Raw genomic sequence first — 25,935 nt, 5'->3', positions numbered from 1 at the left:
ATTTAAACTCTTTTACTTAAAGAAATGTAAAATATATTTACGGGAAGGTGCCTTACACTTATGAAAAAAATCCTAGCTAGTATGGCAGTAGCTTCTGTTGCAGGAGGCACAGTTATTGGTACTGCTCAAGCACAAACATCTATAGCACCAGAAGACACGCAATCCAAGCAAGCTTCTGATGTAGTAACGCATGAAAATCGAGTAACAGTAAATGTAGACGCATTACGTGTCCGAACAGGCCCAAGTACATCTAATACAATTCTAGGACTGGTATCAAAAGAACAATCTGTACCAGTAGTAGATGAAACTGAAGATTGGTATAAAATTAAATATAATAACACGGAAGCCTATGTAAATAAGGAGTATGCAACTCCTAATCATATAAAAGTAAGTACTACAACTTTACGTGTTAGAACAGGTCCAAGTACATCCAACTCTATCTTAGGACTTGTAGGTGAAGGAGAAATATTACAGGTCACTGGGGAAGCTGATGGTTGGTATAAAATTAAATATAATAATAGGGATGCTTATGTTAGTAAAGACTATGTATCAATTAATAAATCATTAGTAAAATCCAAAAAACAAAAGGTGCAAGCAAGTAGAAGTTATACAGTGAACGTATCTTCTCTTAGAGTTAGAACAGGTCCAAGTATGTCTCATCCAGTAGTGAGTGTAATGAACAAAGGTCAGGTTGTGCAAGTGGTAGGAGAAGTCCAAGATTGGTATAGAGTAAAATTGAATGAGGGATTTGCTTATATAAACAAAGATTATGTATCCCGCGGAACAAATAATACCGCTAACCTTCCACAATCGATACAGACAGAATCTGTTCAACAGAACGGTACATACATAGTAGATGCTGCTGTTCTACGTGTTAGAACAGGTCCCGCAAACTATCATCCTGTTATCGGAGGAGTCCTAAAAGGACAAAGTTTACAAGTAGTGGATATAGAAAACGGTTGGTATAAAATTAAGTATAACAACCGTACAGGGTATGTGAGTGGTGAATTTGTAAAATTTTTAAAAGGTTCTTCTACTCAAGAGCAAACTCAAACAAAAGAGAAACTAGAACAAGCACAGCAACCAAATCATGAGCAAGAGAAACAAGAAGTAGCTCAACAATCAACTCGTGAGCAAGAGAAACAAGAAGTAGCTCAACAACCAACTCGTGAGCAAGAGAAACAAGAAGTAGTTCAACAACCAACTCGTGAGCAAGAGAAACAAGAACCTGCTCAAAACTACTATGTTAAGTCTAGTTCTCTAAATGTCAGAAGTGGAGCAGGTATGAATTATGAAGTAATTGGAGTTGTTGAGCCTAATCAAAAAATTCAAGTTGTTGGACAGCAGGCTGGATGGTATAAAATCAATTACAATGGAAAAACAGGATTTGTAGGTATGAACTATCTTTCAAAAACAAAGGTAGCTACCGTGGAGGAACAACCACCTTCAGAGGTAGGTACAACAAATGAAAATACAGCAAGTGGTTTCATTAAGCCAGCTGCTGGAAGTTATACTTCTGGATTTGAAAAACGCGGTGGACAAATGCATTATGGATTAGATATTGCTGCCTCTGGCACGGTATCCGTTTCAGCAGCAGCAGATGGAGTGGTTACACGTTCTTACTATTCGGAAAGTTATGGGAATGTCGTGTTTATTTCTCATAATATGAATGGACAAACATACACAACTGTATATGCTCATTTAAATAGTCGTTCTGTTTCAGCTGGGCAAAGCGTAAAACAAGGACAACAAATTGGGTTTATGGGGAATACCGGTCAATCCGAGGGACAACATTTGCATTTTGAAGTTCATAAAGGTGAGTGGAATGCTCAAAAGAGTAATGCTGTAAATCCAAAACTATATATTAAGTAAAATGCTTTTTAATTTAAATAACGAAACTAACAGTCACTCATCAAGTTAAAAAAAGGTATTATTTCCAATTTACAAAAGCGCTATTTTTCTGTGGAATTATGGAGAAATAGTGCTTTTGTATGAGTTTTCCAATTCAACATGACCTACAACATCTACTGTTTTCATAGTTATATCGGCATTGCACAAGTTGCTTCGCCTAAAGTAGTGTTTGTTAATATAGGTGCATCGTTTACAATGTCTTTTGTTTTTCACTTCAGTTAATATTATTATTTATTATTGCTAAGGTTTTCAAAAACTAAGAACAAAAGATATATTCGAGAAAATATATCTTTACGATACTAAATAGATTTCAAGAGAATTTTTCCTAATGCTGATTATTACTTTGCTCAATAATGCTTAGACTTTAGAAATAGAAATAGAATTATAAACTGAAAAGGTGTTTTCTGAATGTAAAAACACCTTTGGTTACCACTTTATTTTGCTAAGTTTCCTGTGAAAACTCATCCACTCATTTCTTCACCTATTGAATTCATATATATTACGAATGACCTATTTCATTTTTTCTATTATTATTACAGGTTTATTATAAGGGTATAAATTGTATCAAAAATACGGTGGTATGATCGGAAAACTGGTGTTTCTCGATTGATAACTCGAATTTTATTTATAATATCGAGGACAATCCCGAAATCTTGTTCTAAAGAAGTCTTTATTTGTTTTGCATTTTCTCAAGGTTTATTTTCTGTAAATTCAGAAATACAAAGAACTTTCCTCTTATATATATTTTGTATAGCTGGTGCTATACAAAGTTGATAGATAAAGAGCAAAATGAAAATCAAAAATAGAAAGATAGCTGATGCGTTCTGCTTTATATTGATTGGAAATTCTAATATTTTTGTAGATCAATTATTAATAGTATCAATAATCATTTGAGGAATAGTAGATAGCATATTCAAACTAGATGGAAGGATTGCTATCGTACGAAGTGTGTTCGCTAAAGGGAGCGAATAAGTAAAAGAATTGATAGCTGACAGTAACTTAGTATGTCCTTTCATCATATATTGGAATCTGTGAAGTTGATTGGTTGGTGGTAAAATATTATTCCAATTTATCATACCTAAAGTCGAATTTTTGATATTCAATTTTATTCCTCCTCTTCTAAAAGGCTATCATTTTCTATAGGGAATTTTTCAACTAAATAGAAAAATCAAACTGCAACTTCATTAACATTTTTCTTGCTTTCAGTAGATAATTCCACAATAACTTCTGTACTATATGGCTATCAGTGAGAATATATTTGTCATGTTGAAGGAAGAGAAAAAGTGATTTTATTAAAACGGATGGAGGGATTGATATGTCTAAAACGAAGTGGCATTTAAAAGGTGAGTGGTTCGATGTCTGCAGTTGCAAACTTCCTTGTCCCTGTACATTTGCTCAAGAGCCTACGAACGGGGATTGTCTCTTTACACTGGTATGGCAAGTCCACGAAGGGTATTACAATGACATACGATTAGATGGTTTCGGAGTAGTAGCCCTTGGTGAATTTGCAGGGAATATGTGGATTGGCGATCCCGATGCGACGATGAAGTTGATGTTCTATATTGATGAACGTGCTGATCAAGATCAGCGTAAGGCTCTTGAACAAATTTTCACCGGAAAGGTTGGAGGTTGGGCGGGGGAATTTGGCAGCCTCATTAGCGAACTACGTGGAATTGAGTATGCCCCCATCAAGTTTGATGCTGCAGATGATTTAGCCTATTGGCGAGCAGAAATTCCAAATAAGGTATCCGTTGGTGCTGAAGCTCTTACAGGTCCAACAGCTGATCCAAAGCGTCGAGTTCAACTACACAATCCGCCGGGTTCTGAAACGGGTCCAGGACAAATTGCCACTTGGGGTGTTGTAAAAGAGGATAAAGCCATTGGATTTGATTTCTCTCATGAATATAAAGGAAAATCCAGTAAACATATTCCTTTTGATTGGAAAGTAGGCTCTTGATGAATACCCAAGAAAAACAGCCACTAATTATTCGATTAATTCGATCACGAACGATAGGTAATATTCCTTTGACAGCAATTCTCTTAACGATAACAATTATTGCTTGGATGATTATGCTGGATCACTATAATATGACTAGTAGTAATGGCATGGTTCTAGGTACATTTGGCTGGTATGTGGGTATGTGGGTAACGATGACGGCAGCTATGATGCTGCCATCCGTCACACCCATGGTCATTACCTTTGCTCGCGTGTCAGCAGAGCGTACCCGAAATCTGAAGATTCCACTTGTATCCACATGGGTTTTCCTTATTGGATATCTGATAGCTTGGACTACATATGGCCTAATTGCATATGGTCTTTATTTGATCATTGACTTATTGAATCTTGGTTTCCTTGCATGGAATCAACAAGGGCCTATCGTTGCCGGTCTCACCGTAGCTTTAGGAGGACTCTACCAGCTTACACCACTCAAACAAGCTTGTTTACGACATTGTCGAAATCCTCTTCATTATGTATTAAACGGTTGGCGTAGCGGCCGGCTTGGGGCAATACGTATGGGCGTCGAACATGGATTTCATTGTGTAGGTTGTTGCTGGGGGCTGATGGTTATTTTATTTGCAGTCGGTATTATGAATTTGTTCTGGATGGGGATTATAACTCTGCTTACTTTTCTTGAGAAGATACTCCCCTCAGGTGAATATTTTTCAAAAATAATTGGTATAGGGCTAATAGTATTAGGAATCTGGATAGTGTTTGATCCAAGCAGCGTTCCTTTTTTGGTAGAACCAGATATTTCATCTCATGGTACACATACTTTGAGTGAATAAATGAGGTTACTTTAACAGTATTTTTAGCAGTGTTTTTGGATATAGGTTCAGGCTTAAAGGATAAAGCTAAGATAAATCGAAAAGTAGCTTAATGTCTTCTACAAAATTAATATAAATTATTATTAGGAGTTCTTGTATTTATAAGTAAAAACCAAACCCCAGCCGTTCAAAGCTGAAGGGATGGGGTTTGGTTTTATATTTACTTCTTTTTGCTAGATGAGTTTATACTGACCAATGAAAATCTATTTTAATATTCCGAAGTTTCCCTTCATAGCAATTATATCTTCTACTACAGTGGAGATACGGGAAATATCCAGTTTTCTAGAAGCGTTGTCATGGTCCAATTCCAGTTCTAATACCATAACAACAGATTGCTGCACTATTACAACAATTACATTTTATGTATACGATCAATTCGGTAAAGTATTTTAACTGTTAATTTTTATATCCAGTAAAGAAGAGTATCGTAAATCCCTATAAGAATCATAAAGAGACCCGCTGTAAATTGAATTATTTTTCCAACTCTTCGACTCTTTTTAAGTAAAGAGCCACTTAGGCCAAGATATGCAATAATTAAAAGTAAAAGGATAACTGGGATAGCAGTTCCTGCTGCAAAAAACATTGGAAACCAATATCCATTGTTAGATGATAAAGATAGAGGAATTAGTGTTCCAAAAAATAAAACAAACATGGTAGGGCAGAATGCTAAAGAAAAGATAAATCCCATAAAAAATGAACCAACTTCTTTTTTCCTCTTAAAAGCAAGAATAGGAACATGTAAAGAGAAAGAACTTCTTATTTTTATTATTCTTACTAATATGAGTCCGATAAATATTAGCAACGGACCTATAAATCTACGAAACCATGGAAAGTATGAAGTTAATGATTGTTGTACTTCTTTCCCTAGAAACCATACTAATAATCCAAGGGACGTAAAAGCTACTATTTTCCCTAAAGTAAATAACAAAATATGCTTCCAAGAGATACCTTTCTGTAGAGACTGATTTCCATAGAGAGTCATTGCACTAATGTTTCCTGTCAATTGACATGGTGCAAGAGTACCTACTACACCTAATAAAAACGAAAAAAGAATAGGTATTGATTTAGTGGAGTTAGCGATGTCTATAAAGGGTGACATGAGTTGATAACTCCATTGACTAATTGTTGAAAACAAGTTGTATTCACCTTTCTGAATTATATTTGGGATATATAAGTATCACTCTATTTATTTTTTATATTAATGATTAGTTATATTCTAAATTCCCATTCTTAACGATTTGTTTCCATGTATTTCCGTCATCAGTAGTAAGAAATACATTTGCTTTTATGGTGGCAAAAACTATTTCAGCAGGATTTTGAGGATTTTGAGATATATACATGATTTGATCTTTAGAATCTAAAGCTGGAATGTTTAAATCTGCTCCCTGACTCGTAGCAAGGGGTTGCTTCATCAATTGTTGTTGTTGTTGTTCAGTTATGTAAGAGTAAATAACATCCTCACTTCCCAATGTTAGTGCAGTTGTTTCTTGTGATTTAGAGAACAATTTAAATGTATTACCATTGTCTGTAGATAAGTAGATTCCATTTTTGGTACTCATTGCAACAACACTGGATTTATCAGGATGTACAGCAAATGAGCTAACTGCACTTGAGATGCCATCTAATTTACCCTGCTTCCACGCATTTCCGTTATCTGTACTGTAATAAAATCCATTTTTCAGTTTAGAATTTGGGCGTTCATTATATACATATACAGTTTCGTTATTGTATCCTGCAGCAAGGTTATGGAAATCCGATTCACCATAAAAAGCTAGTTTTTTAAAACTTGCTCCTCCATCATTACTTTTAATTAATCCTAATGGGTTTTTTAAATCCGAACTTGGTTCAGGATGACCACTTGCAAAGAATCCATTTTTTGTAGCTTGAAAGCCCATATAATCATGTTTTTGCTCTTTTGATTCTAACCATTTTCCATTTTGATATATTTTTATTCCACTGTGAGTTGCAATTGAAACTCCGGTTAGGTTTCCAGGGTATCCAATCCCATGTATATGTTCAATTTTTCCTGATGAAATTTCTTTATACAAGTTTTGAGCAATAACATTTGATGTTACATTATTTTCTTTATTTGTATCCCGTCTAGCTTGGGAAACCTCTTCTTTCTTTTGGGATGGTTCTTGTCCATTAGAACAAGCTGTGACTATAAAGATAGATGTAATAGCTAAACTACTGATTAATATTTTTTTCAATGTTGCGTCTCCTTTCTAATATACAATTAATGCTCTAAGTATAATGAAAAATTGTCGAGAAATTATGAAGCTGAGGATAGTGTGAATCCCAAAATACGTTGGGAAAGAAAAATATAATTGCAATAAAAAAGCAGGTATTCGATTGATTTAGAATCGAATACCTGTATATAAATTTTAATAGGAAGGGTACACGGAAAGTAAAGTAAAGATTGCGTGGAGGCAATAGTCAATTTTTAATGCTGTGCCAGCAACTTGATAAATTAAGTATAAAAAACTATTATCAAGAAATTATGGAGAAAATGACGATTTTTATACTCTTTCTAATGATTTATACATTAAAGAGTTTTATGTGTTTACCAGAACATAATAAATCCTTTGCATACTTCTAAAACAGTTTATTATTAATTTAAAGATAACCAGAAAAAATTATTAAGATGTTTAGTTCTAGCAACTTGGAATCTATATAACTATACTTCATTAGATTAAAACGCTTTAACAAAAAAAGGTTGATATATTTTTAATGCATGGTAGCATAATTCTAAATATTACGTAGGGGGTGGCGTATATAAAGTTTAATAAATATTTATTATTTGTATTGTTATTACAAATGTTCTGTATTATTTTATTTTTCAGCACAGCACTAGCTAGATTGCCTGAATTCATCGCGGATATTTTATGGATGGTAGTTACAGTGATTGGATATATATTTGGTTTTGTATCGCTGCTAAAAGAAAGTAAAAAAGAATTGCCTATACTAATAATTCTTCTGTCCTTTGTGATGACTACTTTTTTTGTGTTTGCATTGCTTCTTTCAGGAATGTAATAACTACGTATCGATAATAAAAGGAGTGAAAAAATAAATATTGGTTTAGGTATTACAATCTTATTAGGGATACTTGCATTCATTGTACGAAACAAAAAATGATTCACTTTTTTCAGATTGATTGTGCTAAGTATACTCTTATCTATTTCATTGTTGAAGGGTGTATATGATCCATTTGCAAATAATCATGAAAATCATAACTAAAATAAAAATTTTATAGTTAATAACCTAATAAATTCGAAAAGAATATTTAGAGGATAATTATGAAGACAAAACTCAGGTGTTCAATTTGTAGCGAGCGAGACTTTACTATAAAAAGCTGTTTACTTCAAGATATAGTAAACAGCTTTTTGAGTACAAAATTATTAGTTTTCGTGTTGATTGAATGGCTAATATTTCTAGGAGATTTTAAGCAGTTAATGATTTGAGATTAACTCGCCATTAGCTTGCAAGCTTCTGCGCATCGGAAACAAGCATCGGCACATTCTTTACAATGCTGATGTTCATGTTTTTTACACTCATTTCCACATGCTTCGCAAATTTTAGCGCACAGCTGACAAATTTCTTTCGCGAAAGGGCTATTACTGCTCATTGATTTAGCAGCAAGTGCACAAATATCAGCACATTCTCGATCTAATCGAATACATTCTACCATCATTTTAACGTCTGATTCTTGCAAACATGCACTATAACATGAATTGCAAATTTCCATACATTTTAAACATTCCTCGATACAAGCTTGATACATATTTTGCATTGTTTTTTTCTCCTTCTAATAGTTTATTTATAGTTGTTGAAAATGGATTATCCATGCCTCTATTAAAGTGCGTTTATCTCCAATAATTATGCGGGATTTTTTATTAGTTTATTTATTGGTATTATTTGACAACGAGTAATAATAGCCCAACATTTATTGTGTTGGGCTGTTATTTATATTGCTATTTTTTATGAGATTTCTCATGAAGAGAGAGTAGCTAAATCTTTTGATATAAAAGATAACAAAGGATAGGGTGATATTATGATTATGTCCATTATTCTAATGCATTATTGTTTAGTTCATTATAACGTGTAGTTGCTAAACCTTTTCGTCTACGATAAATCATAAGAAGAAGCGAAATGATGATAAGGGATATTGACATAACTTGAGCCATACGTAAGGAAGATGTAAGCATTAGACTGTCAGTTCGCAGTCCTTCAACGAAAAATCGACCTATAGAATACCAAATTAGATAGCTTAAAAATATTTCACCTCGTTTTAGGCTTCCTTTTCGAAGTATTAACAAAGTAACAAATCCAATTATATTCCAAATGGATTCATATAAGAACGTAGGATGGTAGTAGGAACCATTGATATACATTTGATTAATTATAATATCAGGTAATCGTAAAGACTCTAAAAATGTACGAGAGACTGGACCACCATGAGCTTCCTGATTCATAAAATTACCCCAGCGGCCAATTGCTTGACCTAAAATCAAACTTGGAGCTGCTATGTCGGCTAGCTTCCAAAAAGAAATATTTCGTTTCTTTGTAAACACTATAGTGGTTACAATAGCACCAATGAGTCCACCATGAATTGCAATCCCACCATTCCAAATAGCAAAAATTTCGTTGAGGTGATTTTTATAATAAGCCCATTCGAAAAGTACATAATAAATACGTGCTGACAGAATGGAAATCGGTAATGCGTATAATACTAAGTCTGTAAATGTATTAGAAGGAACTTGTAGTTTTTTGCCTTCACGAGTGGCTAAGATTAATCCGAGTAAAATCCCAATTCCAATAATAATTCCATACCAGTAAACGGTTAAAGGACCAAACTGAATTGCTATGCGATTTAAAGGTTGAATAGATAAAAGATTCATTGTATAGTTTCATCCTTTCTTTATGTTTGCGCTATTTAAAGTTAATTTTTTTATTTTGTCATAAGTAATAGGACCAATAACATTCTCTGCAATTATTCCATTTGAATCAATAATATATGTTGTAGGAATAGTAATAATTTTGTATTGTTTCCTGATTTCTCCCTTAGTATCAAGTAGAATAGGAAACGAAATCTTATATTGTTTAGTAAAATCCTTTACTTGCTTTGTATTAGATTCGTTATCTGTTAAGTTTACTCCAATGATAATAATATTGTTCTTCTTATAATCCGAATAAAATTGTTGCATATCTGGCATCTCAGATTTACAAGGTGGACACCATGTAGTCCAAAAATTGAGTATTACCGTTTTTCCACGTAATGATGATAACTTTACTGATTCTCCAGTCAGTGTTGACAAAGTAAATTCAGGTGCTTGTTGATCTTTTTCTAAACCAACAGAAAATGTAGAAACACTTTTTTTGTCTGTATTGATCGACTGAGGTGCTTGAGCTTTAGGAGTTTCAGATGTAGGGCTTAGGAACTTAAACCCCAATATCAGTACCACTGCAAGGATAGCAACAATTCTGATTTTCAATAAAATACCTCCTTTGTACATGGTTCCTTTACTTTAAAATAAAATTGTGCATTTCTTATGGAGAGGCAAGACAAAAGGAAAATTAAATATAACCTTCATAATTTCTTCATAATTTTGTGATAACATTTGAAAAATGAAAGGTACATTCCAAAGTTTTTTAGACACATTATTTTTGGAACCGCTTTTCTAAAAGGGTATAAGTTACTTCAGCTATTGAAAGACAGAATGTTATTCCTTACAATGAAGGGAAGGGAGATATGAAAAAAAGGTCTCGTATTGCAAAAATTAGATTGGTAGGATTAGTATTTACTTTATCCTTAGGATTAGCTGCATGCAGTAACAATGGGGAGAAAAAAGTGGATCAAAAGGATATGAAGAATATGGATCAAAAAGATATGGATAAAATGGACCATGGGTCTATGAAAAAAGACGAAAAAAAATAACGATCCGAACTTTTTTTAAAATTTATCTAAAAAAGTATTTCTTATAACTTATTCAGCCTATTTAGCCTATCAAAGATGGAATATATTATTTATTATGAATAGGTTTAGTTACATATCACTTGTTCGTATTACTGAGAAAAACACTAGCAAAAGCTCTGCTAGTGTTTTTCTTTGTTTAGATAAGTATGCTGTAAAACAAGTAAAAATGTTTTAAAGCAGAATATCATTTTATTCGTAAAAATATTTAAAAGTGGGGAATGTTAAGAGAGAAAAATGTATAAGTCAAAGTGTTGATATATTTATACATGATTCAAAACGAAGGAGGAATATAAATGAAAAAGATATTTAAATCATTCAATTTAGGAGTAATAGGACTGATATTGCTCTTGTCTTTAGGAGTGGTTGCATGTGGGAAAAGTAATGAAAACAATATGAATCATGAGAATATGAAAGATTTGGATCATGGCTCCATGGATAAAGATGAAAATAATGATATGAAAGATAAAGGAAATATGAAACATAAAGTTATGATTCCAACTGATTTTAATGCTAACGCAACAAATGGACTTTTGGTTACGAATACAAAGAATGTTACGCGCCTTAACACGAGTGATCCAATTCAGTTAGCTATACAGGTCTCTCAAACAATTTGGCCAGCGACGCACAAGGAAAATCAGCCCGGAGCAGTGATTCTTGTACCACTTGGATCATGGCAAATAGATATTGCGAGCGCGGACTTAATTCATCATCCAAATAACGGACCGGTTTTGTACATTGATAAGGATAATGTTCCAACTAGCACGTTAAACGAAATTAAGCGGTTAAACCCAGTCGGAACAAAAGATGGGATACAAGTGATGGTAATGGGAGATGTGAGTAATTCTGTTATTAATTCTCTAAAGGATTATAAGATTAAGCAAGTAAAAGGGACAGATAGTGCGACGTTTGCAAAAGATGTAGATAAATTGTATGCGAATGACACCGATGGATATCCATCAAGTGTTATTATTGGTTCTTCAGATGAAGAAGCGCGTCTATACACGACACCTATTGTAAATTGGATTGCTCATATGCCAGAGCCCTTACTATATGTAACCAAAAATGAAGTTCCTCAAGCTACAATTGAAGCTTTAAAAGAACGTAAAGGAAAAGCAAATATTTACGTGGTAGGACCGGAATCGATTATCTCAGCTGATGTAGAGAAGAAGTTAGGAGAACATGGAACGGTTACTCGGATAAGTGGTAAAGACCCTGTGGAAAATTCTATAGCATTTGCAAAGTTTAGAGACACAAAAACGAAATTTGGTTGGGGGATAACACAACCAGGACATGGAGTATCATTTGTGTCTACAGATTCTCCAGATCTAGCTGTTGTGGGGGCACCTATTTCACATTTAGGAAAACATGCACCAATTATTCTTTTGGATAAAGGAGAACCTACTCAACCGGTTTATGATTTCTTAGCAACTATCAAACCTATGTTTAAAGAATCACCAACTGAAGGCCCATATAATCATGCTTTTTTGTTAGGTACAGAGAAGGAACTTTCTAATAAAACACAAGGTATTTTGGATGAACAATTGGAAATTGTATCAGCAAGTGGAAAAGGTCATGGTGGTCACTAGAATTTTTTATTCAAATCTGTTCAAGAATAAAATAAATGAAATCTATAAAAACACCCCTGATTATATGAAAAGTTTGGGGTGTTTTTATTGACATAAACTGCTAATGTTCATGCATATGTTGCTCATGTTTGGATGAGGATGGAGGAGTAAGTTCTGGGAATGTAATGAATACAGTAAGAACAACTACTACGCTAATTGAAAGTAGTAATAGGAACCTACGGTGAATATAGGAAGAAAAAGTTTCTGACAAGAATTGAATGATACATGAAGTTGTAATGGCTATGGTAAGCAAGAGACTAATCAGGAGTATACTGTGTGCTTGTTGAGCATTCAACATTTCTGTAATCATTGCTCCCATCATACCTGCCATTAATCCAGAAAACATGCCTTCTAAAGCAGAATATAGATGAAAACGTAGGCCGACTAAAAGACCGATAATACTACTAATCAAAATAGCAAGCAAAGTAGAATATAGTAATTCACCTTTAAAGATAATACCTAAATAAAATCCTATACTTAAACCGATACACATACTAAAAGACATAATAAATACCATATACTCCATTAGGGTACCTTTAGATTTAGAAATGTATGTTGTAACAATAACTGATATACAACAAAGCGTTAGGATAGTTAGCGTATAGGTGGACATAATGATACCTCCCTGTCCTTTTATTCATTTCATCATATGTTTAAATGTGGAGTACTTATGCCTATATGTATCTGCAAATTATCTGCATAATCTATGAAAAGTATTTACTTTATTGTGTAAAACAAATATGATAACTTCATTATAAACCGTAATGATAACGATTTATAATGAGATTGAATTCATATATATGATTAGGAAGGAAGAACTTTATGCGAAAGTTAATAAAAGTATGTATTTCTTTATTATTGGTAATTAGTCTTTTTAGTGCATGTGGTGTTAAAAAAGAGAATACGGAAAAAGGGCAACAAAACAGGGTGAAATCCGATAAATTACAAATATATACTACCATTTATCCACTTCAATTTTTAGCAGAGCAGATTGGAAATGGTTATGTAGAGGTAGAAAATATTACTCCTCCAGGAACGGAAGCACATTCGTTCGATCCTACTCAAAAGACAGTGGTGAAAATCGCTCAAAGTGACATGTTTATTTATAGTGGTACGGGAATGGAGGGTTTTGCAGACAAAATTAAACAAACAGTAAAAAATGAGAAGGTTTCAATTGTAAAAGCAGCAGAAGGTATTAAGCTGATTAATGCAAAAAATACTGAAGTACAAGAGGGAAAACAAGAGAAAGAGCTAGATGTAGACCCACATGTTTGGTTGGATCCTATACGAGCCATTAAAATGGCTGAAAATATAAAAGAGGCTCTAATCCAACTGAAACCTGATGCGAAAGACGATTTTGAAAAAAACTTCAATGCATTAAAACTAAAATTAGAAAGTCTAGATCAAGAATTCAGAGATATAGTTACAAAGGCTCCAAAAAAAACCTTTGTTGTCTCCCATTCTGCATACGGATATTGGGAGGATGTATATGGACTGAAACAAATTGGGATTAGTGGACTATCTCCTACTAATGAGCCATCTTCTCAAAAGTTAAAGGAGATTATTGAATTAGCTAAAGAAAATAATATTTCTTATGTATTATTTGAGCCTAATCTTAGTAACAAGGTTGCATCAGTTGTAAAAAGAGAAGTTGGAGCAGATTCGTTAACACTTCATAATTTAGAGAGTTTAACAGCGCATGAGATACAAAATAAAGATGATTATTTAAGTGTTATGAAATCAAACATACTATCACTTCAAAAAGCATTACAATAAGTATGATTGATAAATGAGTATGTAAGAACCTACTGATCATGGTAGGTTCTTTTTTATGGAATGGCTTTTATTAAAAGTAATAGCTCCCCTGAATTTAATAAAGATTATGGAGTGTATAGAGTGAAGTTATTCTGTTGAAAATACATACAGATTAGTTTATTGGCATATACGTTCTAAAAAAAATTTTAAAAATAGGTTTACATACAGTTGCGTTTTATACCCCCTACCCGTATAATGTATTAAAAGAACAATAAATATTATAAATGAGGTGATATTGATGGGGCATTGTGAAGGCAGTGAGATAAATCCTAAAATGGTTCCTCGAACAGAAGAAGAAATTCAAAATGTTATAAAACGTTTAAAACGTATTGAGGGGCAAGTACGTGGTGTCCAAAAAATGGTTGAAGATAATCGTTACTGTGTAGATATTTTAATCCAAATTTCAGCGATTAATGCTGCTTTAAATAAGGTAGGTTTTTCTTTATTAGAACGTCATACAAAACATTGCGTAGCAAAAGCAATTAACAAAGGGGATGGAGATGAATCTATTCAAGAATTAATGAGTGTAATAAGACAATTTTCAAAATAGGAGGGGTATAAAATGGATAAACAAAAGCATGTGACGCTCGGCGTTACAGGAATGACATGTGCAGCATGTGCAACCCGAATTGAAAAAGTGCTAAATAAAATGGATGGGGTAGACGCTAATGTAAACTTGGCTATGGAAAAAGCAAGTATTAAATATGATCCATCACAGCAAGAAATCTCTAATATAAAAAATAAAATTGAAAACCTAGGCTATAACGTAGCAGAGGAAAAAATCACTTTAGATATTGAAGGAATGACATGTGCAGCATGTGCAACTCGAATTGAAAAGGTACTAAATAAAATGGAAGGTGTTTCAAATGCTACTGTTAATTTAGCTACAAACAGCGCGGTTGTTGAATATAATGAAGGTTTAATTTCTACAGAAAATATTTTAGAAAAGATAAAGAAAACAGGATATAAAGGACAAATACGCAGTGAAGATGTAGATCGTTCAGAACGAAAAGAAGAAGTGATTAAGGCAAAAAAACGTCAACTTATCATTTCAATTATTTTATCCTTGCCCTTACTCTATACAATGATTGGACATATGCCATTTGATACAGGGATACCAATGCCACATATTTTAATGAATCCGTGGTTTCAACTTTTATTAGCAACACCTGTTCAATTTTATATTGGTGGACATTTCTATGTAGGTGCTTACCGTGCGCTTCGAAATAAAAGTGCTAATATGGATGTTTTAGTTGCCTTAGGAACATCGGCAGCGTACTTTTATAGCTTATATGAGGCATTGAAAACACTAGGAAACGCAAACTACAGTCCGGATCTTTATTTTGAAACAAGCGCAGTTTTAATTACATTAATACTAGTTGGAAAATATTTTGAGACATTAGCAAAAGGACGTACAACGGAAGCAATTTCTAAATTATTGAGTTTACAAGCCAAAGATGCACTTGTTGTGCGTGATGGTCAAGAAATACGAGTACCACTCGAGGAAGTAGTTATCGGAGATACGATTATTGTAAAACCAGGTGAAAAAATACCAGTAGATGGTATTGTAACCTCAGGGGTATCTTCTGTTGATGAATCTATGATTACTGGAGAATCTATTCCAGTTGATAAAAAAGAGGGAGACGCTGTTATTGGCGCTACTATAAATGCAAATGGAGTTCTAACAATTAAGGCTGAAAAGGTTGGGAAAGATACAGCTTTAGCAGGTATTATTAAAATTGTTGAGGAAGCACAAGGGTCAAAAGCACCTATTCAGAGATTAGCGGACATCATTTCAGGTATTTTTGTTCCTATTGTTGTAGCGATTGCTGTAGTTGCTTTTATTGTATGGTATTTCTTTATCACACCAGGAGATTTACCAAATGCATTAGAAGTTGGGATTGCAATCCTTGTAATTGCTTGTCCGTGTGCGTTAGGTCTGGCTACACCAACTTCTATTATGGTTGGTACAGGAAAGGGAGCAGAGAAAGGAATTCTCTTTAAAGGAGGTGAATTCCTAGAAGGAACGCATAAAATTAATGCTGTATTACTTGATAAAACAGGAACTGTAACAAAAGGGAAACCGGAAGTTACTGATGTCTTAGAATTTGAAGAAGGTATGTTGGATTATGCCATTTCAGCTGAAAGTGCTTCTGAACATCCATTGGCACATGCCATTGTTGAATACGGAAAGCAACAGGGAATTAACTTAAAAGATTTAGCGCAGTTTTCAGCAATCCCAGGCCATGGTATTGAAGCAAACATTGAAGATAAAAAAGTTCTTGTTGGAACACGTAAATTAATGAATGAACAGTCAATTGAGATATCACAGCATGAAGAAGTTATGAAAGACTTAGAGTATCAAGGTAAAACAGCAATGCTTGTCGCGATTGATGGAAAACTTGCTGGAATTATCGCTGTAGCTGATACAGTAAAAGAAAGCTCTAAGGCTGCGATTCAAACATTAAAAGAGATAGGAATCGAAGTATACATGGTAACGGGGGATAATAAACGTACAGCTGACGCAATTGCGAAGCTTGTTGATCTTGACCATGTATATGCAGAGGTATTACCAGAAGATAAGGCTAAAATTGTAGAAGATTTACAAAAACAAGGAAAACGAGTAGCGATGGTGGGAGACGGCATTAATGATGCACCAGCTCTTGCGAAAGCTGATATTGGTATGGCTATTGGAACTGGTGCAGATGTTGCAATTGAGACTGCAGATGTTACTTTAGTTGGTGGTGATTTGTCACACATACCAAAAGCAATTGAATTAAGCCGTAAGACAATGAAAAATATTCGACAAAATTTATTCTGGGCATTATTTTATAATGCAATTGGAATTCCTGTAGCTGCGGCTGGACTATTAGAGCCTTGGGTAGCAGGGGCAGCGATGGCATTTAGCTCAGTATCTGTTGTTACTAACGCGCTTCGTTTGAAACGTGTCAAAATATAAATTAAATGGAGGGATTTATTATGACTATCACATTAAACGTACAAGGAATGACATGTAATCATTGTAAAATGTCAGTAACAAATGCACTTACAGAGTTAGAAGGAGTACAAAATGTTGAAGTACATTTACAAGAGGGAACTGTAAATGTAGAATATGATGATACAAAAGTAGATGTAGAAAAAATGAAAGAAGTTATTGAAGATCAAGGATATGATGTGATATAAAGATAAGTTTAAGGTCCTACAAGAAAAGGTCACTTTAGTAAAAGTGGCCTTTTAAATTTATAAAGATAAATGTTTTTCATTAGATAATTACTTTACCAATAATCGAGATGTTTGCGAATACATTTATTTTTGGGATACATAATTATATTTAGAGAATACCCAGTTTCAGTATTTGAATTTTTAATAAGAAAGGATGCGAAGGAATGAACTCACAGAGACAAGGCTATGAAGGATGGTGGCAAGGAGGACACCGTGGTTGGCCAGGCGGACACGGTGGCTGGCCAGGAGGACATGGGTATTAAAAAATGCTATAAAATCATTTTTTTACGTAGAGTTTGTACATTTGTATCGTTGTATATTTTCAGTAAGTATATAGTGAAAATAGCAAAAAAATACTGTGAAGTAAGGATTCTATCTTGCTGTTTTCACTATATACGTCATGCTGTCAAAATTATTTTAGAATCAATTGTCCAAAACAATGCAATAGCAAACATTTGAGATACTTGATTAGAAAATTTCAAGCATGAGTGTTGTAAAAAGACTTGAAATTCTAAACTAAATTTACAACATAAAATATTGACTAATCTTTACTTATAACCTGGTTTGTAGGTATTTTTTTGTCTTTTTCAGTGGACAAGAATAGAAAAAATTTTTAAACTATAGACATGAAAGTATAAAATTCCCAAAAATATACTTGTAGATGAATTAACAAAAGAAGGGGGCAGTTAATGTATAAACCACTAGTTACTAATGTTAGTAAAAAGTACGGGAATAACAGATGGGTAACGTATAGCTTTAAATTAAAAAGAGAAGTTTTTTTATTTAGTGATTTAGAATACGAACATTGGTTAATGGTAGAATCAAACCCTAAAGTTATAAATTTTTGTGAACAACCTCTAGTTATGACTGCATGTATAAATGGAAAATCAGTGACCTCTATTGTCGATATGTGGGTAAAATATGAAGATGGAAATGAAGAATTTATAGAAATTAAATATTCCACAGATTTAATCAAACAAAGAGTAATAAATCAGATTTTCACACAAAAATATTGGTGTGCAGAAAATGGGTTCCAGCATCGTGTAAGAACAGAAGAAGATATATGTGTAAATCGAATTTTACTCTCTAATTTAAAGGTGCTTGTTAAGGGAAATAAACAACAAACACAACAAATCGAAACAGATAGATATCAAGTTATGAAGATGCTAAAACATAATAAAACACAAAAAACCACACTTAATTCAATAATTACAGCAACTCAAATCCCCTCAAATAGATTATTAATATCCATTGGACAAATGATTTTAACAGGTGAAATATGCTCAAACATATCTAAAGAGTATTTTGGAACAAATACGGAGGTATGGGTTAATGTCTAAACGGGTCTTAGAAGGTTTAAAAATTGAAGATAGTGATTTAGTTATGGCAAATTGGCCCCAAGTATTAATTGAAAATCTCACCGAAGAGGAATTGAATAAATTTTTAATTAGAAAGAAAGCAATTGATTTGTTTATGACAACAAATACAAAAATATATGAGATAGAACAGCAAGTAGGGATACATAGAAGTGAAATATATAGGCTTATTAGAAGATGTTTAGAAAAGGACGAATTTGAGCAAATAATGGGCTATAGAGGACTAGTTCCCTACAAAAGACTAAAAGATTACAATCGGAATGATTTTCCAATGACTAAAGCAGACTCTAAAAATTTTTCAGGTGCTTTCAACTTACTACTTGATACTTATCCAACTCTAAAAGAATTAATTATTAATTCGTATTTCAGCAAGAAAACAAAGGAGCTTCAAGTTACTGAACCTATTATTAACATCAAAAATCTTCATAAAAAGTTTATAGATGAGTGTCGGCATTTGGGAATAAAAATAACTGAGTATCCATTTAACACAAAAACTTTAGCCAAGAAATCAATCGAACGCTTTGTTAGATCTTTATCTAAATCTCATTTTGTTGATGTTGCAAAACGAAATGGTGATCAAGCATTTATGATTGCAAAAAATACAGGAAAGGGCAATAAAAACAACCCTATGATCATAAGACCCCTTGAACGTGTTGAATTTGATGGTCATAGAATTGATACATCTATTGCTATAATTTTTAAAACACCGGAAGGGGATGAGATAGTAGAAGTAATGAATCGTATTTGGATTCTTTCTGTTATCGATGTCGCCACGAGAGCTGTATTGGGATACCATCTTTGTCTAAATAAAGAATATTCCTCGGATGATGTTCTAATGTGTATTCGCAATGCAATCATACCTTGGAAACAAAGAAAATTAACTATTAATGGATTAAAATACTCTTCATCAGCAAACTTCATATCTAATGCTATACCAGAAGCAAGCTATGGTATATGGGATGAATTCTGTTATGACAATGCAAAAGCAAATCTAGCAAAAATTGTACAAAATAAACTTGTAAATTTAATAGGTTGTTCTATTAACACTGGACCTGTTGCAGTACCTATTCGTAGACCAATAATTGAACGTTTTTTCCGCACTTTGGAACAGAACGGTTTTCATCGACTACCTTCGACCACTGGAAGTCATCCAAAAGATACTAAGAGGAAAAAACCAGAAGAAAATGCTGTTAAATACCGTATATCAGCGGAGCATCTAGAAGAATTAACAGATGTATTAATTGCTGAATATAACGGAACACCCCATGAAGGAAATAATAATCTAAGTCCGTTAGAAGTTTTTCAACAAAGAATAAACCGAGGCATGACAATAACTCAATTATCTCAAGAAAGGAGAAATGAAATGAACTTTTTTTCTTTAAAGGTAACAAGGAAAGTTAAAGGTCATAACAAAGAAGGAAGAAGACCTTATGTTTATTACGAAGGTGTAAAATACTCCAATGAAGTATTACTTCGTTCACCCCAACTAATTAATAAATCACTTGAATTACTTATCAATACAGATGATTTAAGGGTTATAAAAGCATTTTTAACAGATGGCAGCGAATTAGGGAATTTAACTGCTATTGGGAAATGGGGTGTAAATCCACATAATCTAAGAACTAGGAAGGCTATAAATAAACTTAAAAATAATAAAATGATACATTTCAATCAATATGAAGATCCCATTAATGTTTATCAAAATTACCTCGAAAAAGAATCCATAAAAAATAAATCTAGTAGGAATAAACTAGCCAGCCTCAATCAAAGTAAAAAAAATAGAGAAAGCCGATATCCTAGAGAGACCCACATTGAAGAAAATACTATTAAAAATAGCGGGAATTTACAACAAAACCAAATGGAACAATCGAAGAAAAAGGCAAATGACAACCAACAAGTAGATCAAAGAATTTTAAAAAATACTATCATTCTTTAATTTGGAGGCCTCAACATGACGGAAGAATTAGAGTTAGAGCAACTTACTAGTAATAGCATACGCCCCTATATTCCTAAAGGTACACATCCAGTTGAAACAGGTAAATATTTAATTTCAACAAATGAGATAGATAGAATGTATCAAACAGTACTTCAATGGATAGGAAACCGAATACCTGGTGCTATTATATATGGTCGCCCAAGATTAGGTAAAACAAGGGCTATTACTTACTTGATGAATTGTTTGCCACAGGACTTTGGAAACAATATGCCGATTTATCATGTGCGTTGTCGTACGTATAAACGGCCTAATGAAAATTCCTTTTTTGAAGATTTATTACTTGCCGTTGGTCATTCAATTGCTATACAAGGTAAAGCAAATGTAAAGAGAAATAGACTTTTGAAATTTCTTGTAGAACGATCTGATTTTTCTGGTACAAATAAAGTTGTTTTTTTCATTGATGATGCTCAAAGGTTAGTTGAAATACATTACGACTGGTTAATGGATTTGTTCAATGAATTAGAACAATATGGCATAACTTTAACAACAATTTTAGTAGGTCAAAAAGAATTAGTTCATCAAAGATCAGCATTTATAAGTGGAGAGAAATTTCAAATAGTTGGTCGTTTTATGAGTCAAGAATATCAATTTAAAGGAATAAAAACTCCTAGAGATTTAAAAATTTGTTTAACAGGGTACGATGAATATTGTGAATATCCTATTAATAGTAATTGGTCCTTTACTAAATACTTTTTTGCCGATTCTTTCATAAGAGGTCTTAGATTACAAAATTCTGCAGAAGAATTGTTTCAAGTCTTTGTTGATTTAAGAAGGGAACATGGATTATCTCAAAAAGTAGAAATTCCAATGCAGCATATAACTTTAACGGTAGAATATGCATTGAAAAATTTTGGGATTGATAATCTTGATTTAACAACAATAGAAAAAACTCATTGGGAAGAGTCTATTAAGAATTCTGGTTATATTCAATCCGAACTATATCAGACAACATATTAAGACACACTGTAGCGTTAATTTAATATGGAGGATAAGTTATGAACTTTCAATTCGCATGGTCTACTGAGTGGATTCAAAAATACGAGTCTCCATGGGGGATAATAGAAAAATTCAAGTATGCTAATGCTATTAACGGTAATATCGTATTAAAGTTAATAGGAAATGAAAAAGTTAGGAACTTCAAAGAGATTTCAAACGCTGGTAGGCATCACCGGGATTTAATTTATTTCCACGGTGTTGATTGCAAATTAAGTAGAAAAATTCTAGGGGTTAATTTAAAACAATATCATGATTATTTATTAGATAAATCACTTTACCCGTTTGCTATCAATAGGAGTAACATGGATTACAATTTTCATCGGCATTTAAATTATTGTCCAGCCTGTCTAAATACGGGTTACCATAGTATATTTCATCAAATTAAGTTTTTTGATCATTGTTTATTTCATCCCCTTCAAAATTTAATAAGTACATGCCCAAAATGTAAACGATCAATGCCAGAATACTCCATAAACAAAGAAAATATAGATGCATACAATTGTATTTGCGGTCACTATTTTTTAAGTTCAAAGAATATAAGGGGCATTTTTTCTTCATGGAAAAAAGAATTAATCGTTCAAAGTAATTTGGTTAATACATGGAAAGCATTACCTAAACATATAATTAATATGTACCATTTAAGTTACCCTTTTTATAACTACAAAAACAATTCTAAATTTGATAAGAAAAATACGACTCAGCATTTAAAAGAGATTCCTCAACTGCTAATCAGTGCTTTTACAGAAAACAAAATAGATAACTCTCAAGTAATGAATATCTACTCTAATGAAAATATTTTTCAAATCAAAGATAATTATCATCATTTAAGCGCAAGTTATAATCAAATTTTCCCTTATCGTACACATAACTTTAAATTAAAAGAAAAATGTCCCACTGAAAGCATCTTCTTTGAAATTTACAAACAAACCAGAATTATATATAAATCAATCAGTAGATATATCCAAAATAAAATAATTAATATACATAAAAAGTGTATAAGAAATTTTGATGATACATATCAAGATGGCCCTATCTGCCTACATGCTTATGCATTTATATTATGGAAATCTGAATGTGAAGGAAGAAGAATATATCCAAGAATTTTAAACCAAGCTCAAATTCCAAGCTTGTCTGATTTTAGATTTCTTAATGATAAATTTAGTATTTTTCCAAAAGGCCCTTTTATGATTCATTTAAAAGAAATATTAAACACTTTTCAGCAAGAACCTGCTATTAATGGAGAAGGGGGATTTAATTTATTAAAATATAATCTTAGTACTATAAGCTATGTTGTTAACAGAATTACATCATATCTATTAATTGAGCGTTACATTAAATGGTTAGAAGTAATGCATCATCCAAAGGAGTTTGAGCTCTTATATCCAAATGCAGATATTCCTGTGTATCTTATAAAAATCCCTTTAGAGAAGAACGAAAGCATCCACTTCTATTTTCCGAGCGGCCGTTCTAATTATATGGAGAGTCTTGTAATGGATATAGACAAAAAACTAACCTGTTACCCTTAATCTAGCGATAAAGGCATTAATAACTAAAGATCATTATTTGAACTAATCAGTAATATTAAATAGTGATGTATTTTTTATATAAAGGTGCCACTCCATTTTGAATGGATTTCATCAATGTATATTTTGTTTTGGTATTAAAATGGATCAATTTAGTTGTGGCCGTCCTAAATATCGTTCTTGGGATTTAGCTACTGCAATCCTCCCGTTTGTTACTGTCAGTATCCCCTAAATAAAACAAAACACCCTAACTCAAATGTCAGGGTGCTTTGTTATACCTATTTTGTTAGTATCTCATGTGAATAGTTAATACTTACTACTTAGCAACATTCTACACAACAAGGTTTTAATTTTCGGCTATTTCTTCGTCTCTCAAATAGATTAATAACCTTATTTTTATAAGAACTAGTTGAACTAGACTCCAAAGTTTTTGACTGAGTTCTTTCTTTTTCTTGCTTCTGTTTAGCGAACATTAAAAACTCATATTCATTGATCAATTTGATCCCATCCCTTCGTATGAAGATTTAGCCGATTTAGGGTAATAATAGATATTATGAATTTTTATCTTCTTTTTCAGTATTCTTAGAGCAGCAACTTTCTTTCTCACTTTGCTCATCTTTTATTTCAATAATTTCAATGTTACAGCAATCCTTTTCTTTTTTGTCCCTTTTAAAAATTGATAGTAAACCCATAGTTATCATCCTCCATTATAAATTTAGTATTAAGAATAAATAGCCAGAGAAAGTGGCCATTGTAAACACAGAGACAATGAATGCACCAAGTAATTTCTTGTGGAAGATACTCTTCAGCATAATAATTTCTGGAAGACTTGCTCCAGCTCCTCCAATTAGTAAAGCCATAGTTGGCGCAATCGGAAATCCTTTAATAAGTAACGCTTGTGCGATAGGTAGCATTGTTGAGAGACGAATATATAATGGCACCCCCACGATAGCTGCAACCGGAACAACCCACCATTGATTTTGATCTGAAATGAACATTAGGAAATTCATTGGAACAGCTTCTTTAATAATTGCTCCAATTAATGCTCCGATTAGAACATAAAGGATTACAGAACGCATTAATTCAACAGTTTCTCTAACAGATTCTTTTATGTTTAAGGCTAAACTCTTTCTTCTTGCTAAATCTTGTTCAGCAAGATTCCCTTTAACCATAACTTTTTTTACATATTTCTTATAATCACGTTTATCTAAGATCCAGCCAATAATCATTGAGAAGAAGAAGGTAGCTACTGTGTAGATTGCTGTTATTTTTACTCCATATATGTAAGCCATCAATCCTAAAATCCAAGGATCAAGTAGTGGAGAAGTAAATAAGAATGTCATTACTGTTTGAAACGGAATGTTTCGATTTATCATTGTGACAAGTAATGGGACTGTAGAGCAAGAGCAAAAAGGGGTAACAAAGCCAAGGATGGCTCCGGATAGATTCCCGATAAATGGATTTTTGCTGCCCATTAATTTTTCAAGTTTGTCAAAAGGTACATAAGCTTGAATGAAGTTAATAAAAAGTGTAATACCGATAAATAAAACTAATAAGTTCTTACTTAATGATAAAAATTCAAAAAATATTCTTGTCAATGTTTCTGACATATAAATCCCTCCTTAATATATAATTGTTATTTTCAATAGTTGTATTTTGCAACTATAGATTTTAGAAGAAGGAGGCTTTAGCAGCAACTACTTCTTTGCATAGCCTCCAATATTAAATCAATACTTTCTAATACCTGCATACGTTTTTCTTTTGGAACATTTGATAGTATTTCTTCGATATATGTGTTCATTTGCTTTCCAATTTCATTTTCGTATTTCTCACCTTCAGGAGTTAAGGTAATAGATAAATATCTTCGATCTGTAGGAGATTGTGTTCTTTCTACAAGATCCTTATTTACAAGCCCCTGAATGTGACGACTTAATGTACTATTATCTAATCCTAATGAAGAAGCTAATTCATTTAAAGAAGGATTTTTCTGACGTTGTACTTCAAATAAGATATGACTTTGTATAAGAGAAACCCCACAACATTGTGCGCCTTCTTTTTCTAATAAACCAAACCTTCTAATTAAAATTTGAAGCATTTGACGAAGTTGATAAGCTTCTTTTTTATAACCTAAGATATCAGTCATACTTCCACCACTTTTCTAAAGTTATCAATTAGTTGTATTCTGCAACTGTTTCTAAATTGATTGTAAAATACAACTAATCACATTGTCAACACGTATTTACTTTTTTATCATTTTTATTTTTCTGAATTTTTGTTGACTGATGTTAATAACATAGGTATTATTTAGTTAACAAAATAATACATTTTTAAAAAAAGTTAAAAATGTTAATGAAAAGGAGAAATATAATGTTAGCATTAAACGAAAAATTAAATGAGAAATTTGAAGGGTTTTTCAATGAGGTTATTGAGGGGGGAGTTCTGACTGATAAAGAAAAAGTTGTAGCTATTCTTACAGCAGCTACTGTAACAGGTAATGAAAAGTTACTGAAAAGTGCTGTGTTACAAGCGAGACAAATTGGATTTACAAAAGAAGAACTTGGTCATGTAAATGCGATTGCTATTGCAGTAAGTGCAGAAAAAACAAGAAGCCTACTTGATATCAAAGTAGAAACAAAACCAACATCGACTTGCTGTGAATAAGGAGGAGCAA

General features: G+C 32.7%; 23 protein-coding genes. 14 read left to right on the top strand and 9 right to left on the bottom strand.

Translation table 11 applies throughout. The features are described from left to right. Positions 1-60: 60 nt before the first annotated feature. The 3 genes from NLJ82_RS27565 (at position 61) to NLJ82_RS27555 (ending at position 4,698) form a co-directional block, all read left to right on the top strand. Complete coding sequence (locus NLJ82_RS27565) at positions 61-1,872, top strand: SH3 domain-containing protein (protein WP_000721639.1); 1,812 nt, start codon at positions 61-63, stop codon at positions 1,870-1,872. 1,354 nt (positions 1,873-3,226) lie between these two features. Then, positions 3,227-3,868: a DUF1326 domain-containing protein gene (locus NLJ82_RS27560; RefSeq protein ID WP_000047658.1), complete on the top strand. Its 642-nt coding sequence runs from the start codon at positions 3,227-3,229 to the stop codon at positions 3,866-3,868. Next, complete coding sequence (locus NLJ82_RS27555) at positions 3,868-4,698, top strand: DUF2182 domain-containing protein (protein WP_001095946.1); 831 nt, start codon at positions 3,868-3,870, stop codon at positions 4,696-4,698. The genes NLJ82_RS27560 and NLJ82_RS27555 overlap by 1 nt, the downstream gene beginning before the upstream one ends. A 442-nt stretch (positions 4,699-5,140) precedes the next feature. Here the strand turns inward: NLJ82_RS27555 and NLJ82_RS27550 are convergent, their stop codons facing one another. From NLJ82_RS27550 to NLJ82_RS27530, 5 genes are all read right to left on the bottom strand, one after another. Beyond that, positions 5,141-5,872: an urease accessory protein UreH domain-containing protein gene (locus tag NLJ82_RS27550; protein WP_000493107.1), complete on the bottom strand. Its 732-nt coding sequence runs from the start codon at positions 5,870-5,872 to the stop codon at positions 5,141-5,143. A 70-nt stretch (positions 5,873-5,942) separates the two neighbouring features. Further along, positions 5,943-6,947 (bottom strand): F510_1955 family glycosylhydrolase, encoded by a 1,005-nt coding sequence (locus NLJ82_RS27545; protein WP_000721963.1) that lies wholly within the window; start codon positions 6,945-6,947, stop codon positions 5,943-5,945. Positions 6,948-8,200: 1,253 nt separating this feature from the next. Then, on the bottom strand, positions 8,201-8,527 hold the full coding sequence (locus NLJ82_RS27540; RefSeq protein ID WP_001180616.1) for a four-helix bundle copper-binding protein: 327 nt from the start codon (positions 8,525-8,527) through the stop codon (positions 8,201-8,203). 274 nt (positions 8,528-8,801) lie between these two features. Continuing rightward, positions 8,802-9,635 (bottom strand): prolipoprotein diacylglyceryl transferase, encoded by an 834-nt coding sequence (gene lgt / locus NLJ82_RS27535; protein WP_001050886.1) that lies wholly within the window; start codon positions 9,633-9,635, stop codon positions 8,802-8,804. Between the two features lie 9 nt (positions 9,636-9,644). Beyond that, the gene (locus tag NLJ82_RS27530; protein ID WP_000702218.1) at positions 9,645-10,229 is read right to left on the bottom strand and encodes a peroxiredoxin family protein; all 585 of its coding nucleotides are present in this window, start codon (positions 10,227-10,229) and stop codon (positions 9,645-9,647) included. A 257-nt stretch (positions 10,230-10,486) separates the two neighbouring features. On the opposite strand from NLJ82_RS27530, the gene NLJ82_RS27525 reads away from it, so the two are divergent. Next, positions 10,487-10,672: a hypothetical protein gene (locus NLJ82_RS27525; protein ID WP_000747418.1), complete on the top strand. Its 186-nt coding sequence runs from the start codon at positions 10,487-10,489 to the stop codon at positions 10,670-10,672. A 332-nt stretch (positions 10,673-11,004) separates the two neighbouring features. Next, positions 11,005-12,297 (top strand): cell wall-binding repeat-containing protein, encoded by a 1,293-nt coding sequence (locus tag NLJ82_RS27520; protein ID WP_000718096.1) that lies wholly within the window; start codon positions 11,005-11,007, stop codon positions 12,295-12,297. Between the two features lie 100 nt (positions 12,298-12,397). On the opposite strand, the gene NLJ82_RS27515 is transcribed toward NLJ82_RS27520, so the two are convergent. Further along, positions 12,398-12,949, bottom strand: a complete 552-nt coding sequence (locus NLJ82_RS27515; protein ID WP_000109258.1) for a hypothetical protein — start codon at positions 12,947-12,949, stop codon at positions 12,398-12,400. A 209-nt stretch (positions 12,950-13,158) separates the two neighbouring features. Here NLJ82_RS27515 and NLJ82_RS27510 point away from each other — a divergent pair, with 209 nt between their 5' ends. The 8 genes from NLJ82_RS27510 to NLJ82_RS27475 all read left to right on the top strand — a co-directional run bounded on the left by NLJ82_RS27510 (position 13,159) and on the right by NLJ82_RS27475 (position 23,267). After that, positions 13,159-14,112 carry a metal ABC transporter substrate-binding protein gene (locus tag NLJ82_RS27510; RefSeq protein WP_001228573.1) on the top strand — a complete coding sequence of 318 codons (954 nt, stop codon included), beginning with the start codon at positions 13,159-13,161 and terminating at the stop codon, positions 14,110-14,112. A 277-nt stretch (positions 14,113-14,389) separates the two neighbouring features. Continuing rightward, positions 14,390-14,701, top strand: a complete 312-nt coding sequence (locus tag NLJ82_RS27505; RefSeq protein ID WP_000509716.1) for a metal-sensing transcriptional repressor — start codon at positions 14,390-14,392, stop codon at positions 14,699-14,701. A 12-nt stretch (positions 14,702-14,713) separates the two neighbouring features. Then, positions 14,714-17,110 (top strand): heavy metal translocating P-type ATPase, encoded by a 2,397-nt coding sequence (locus NLJ82_RS27500; RefSeq protein ID WP_000360777.1) that lies wholly within the window; start codon positions 14,714-14,716, stop codon positions 17,108-17,110. Between the two features lie 20 nt (positions 17,111-17,130). After that, the gene (copZ, locus tag NLJ82_RS27495) at positions 17,131-17,334 is read left to right on the top strand and encodes a copper chaperone CopZ (protein WP_000156565.1); all 204 of its coding nucleotides are present in this window, start codon (positions 17,131-17,133) and stop codon (positions 17,332-17,334) included. Positions 17,335-18,062: 728 nt separating this feature from the next. Beyond that, entirely contained in the window at positions 18,063-18,713 is a 651-nt protein-coding gene (locus tag NLJ82_RS27490; RefSeq protein ID WP_000277808.1) for a TnsA endonuclease N-terminal domain-containing protein, read from the top strand. After that, the gene (locus tag NLJ82_RS27485; RefSeq protein WP_000044817.1) at positions 18,706-20,685 is read left to right on the top strand and encodes a TnsB C-terminal domain-containing protein; all 1,980 of its coding nucleotides are present in this window, start codon (positions 18,706-18,708) and stop codon (positions 20,683-20,685) included. Before NLJ82_RS27490 ends, NLJ82_RS27485 begins: the two co-directional genes overlap by 8 nt. Before the next feature lie 15 nt (positions 20,686-20,700). Continuing rightward, positions 20,701-21,702: an AAA family ATPase gene (locus tag NLJ82_RS27480; RefSeq protein ID WP_000134102.1), complete on the top strand. Its 1,002-nt coding sequence runs from the start codon at positions 20,701-20,703 to the stop codon at positions 21,700-21,702. A 38-nt stretch (positions 21,703-21,740) separates the two neighbouring features. Next, complete coding sequence (locus tag NLJ82_RS27475) at positions 21,741-23,267, top strand: hypothetical protein (protein WP_001010919.1); 1,527 nt, start codon at positions 21,741-21,743, stop codon at positions 23,265-23,267. Positions 23,268-23,815: 548 nt separating this feature from the next. Here the strand turns inward: NLJ82_RS27475 and NLJ82_RS27470 are convergent. From NLJ82_RS27470 to NLJ82_RS27460, 3 genes are all read right to left on the bottom strand, one after another. After that, the gene (locus NLJ82_RS27470; RefSeq protein ID WP_000523765.1) at positions 23,816-23,956 is read right to left on the bottom strand and encodes a hypothetical protein; all 141 of its coding nucleotides are present in this window, start codon (positions 23,954-23,956) and stop codon (positions 23,816-23,818) included. 15 nt (positions 23,957-23,971) lie between these two features. Further along, positions 23,972-24,874 carry a permease gene (locus NLJ82_RS27465; RefSeq protein WP_000005252.1) on the bottom strand — a complete coding sequence of 301 codons (903 nt, stop codon included), beginning with the start codon at positions 24,872-24,874 and terminating at the stop codon, positions 23,972-23,974. 77 nt (positions 24,875-24,951) lie between these two features. Continuing rightward, positions 24,952-25,407, bottom strand: a complete 456-nt coding sequence (locus NLJ82_RS27460) for a MarR family winged helix-turn-helix transcriptional regulator (protein ID WP_000129743.1) — start codon at positions 25,405-25,407, stop codon at positions 24,952-24,954. A 224-nt stretch (positions 25,408-25,631) separates the two neighbouring features. On the opposite strand from NLJ82_RS27460, the gene NLJ82_RS27455 reads away from it, so the two are divergent. Then, positions 25,632-25,925: a carboxymuconolactone decarboxylase family protein gene (locus NLJ82_RS27455; RefSeq protein ID WP_000880520.1), complete on the top strand. Its 294-nt coding sequence runs from the start codon at positions 25,632-25,634 to the stop codon at positions 25,923-25,925. Positions 25,926-25,935 lie beyond the last annotated feature (10 nt).

It is taken from the genome of Bacillus paranthracis (assembly GCF_024296885.1).
Taxonomy (GTDB): domain Bacteria; phylum Bacillota; class Bacilli; order Bacillales; family Bacillaceae_G; genus Bacillus_A; species Bacillus_A paranthracis.
The sequence above is the reverse complement of the archived record's forward strand: the minus strand, read 5'-3'. Positions and strand labels throughout refer to the sequence as shown.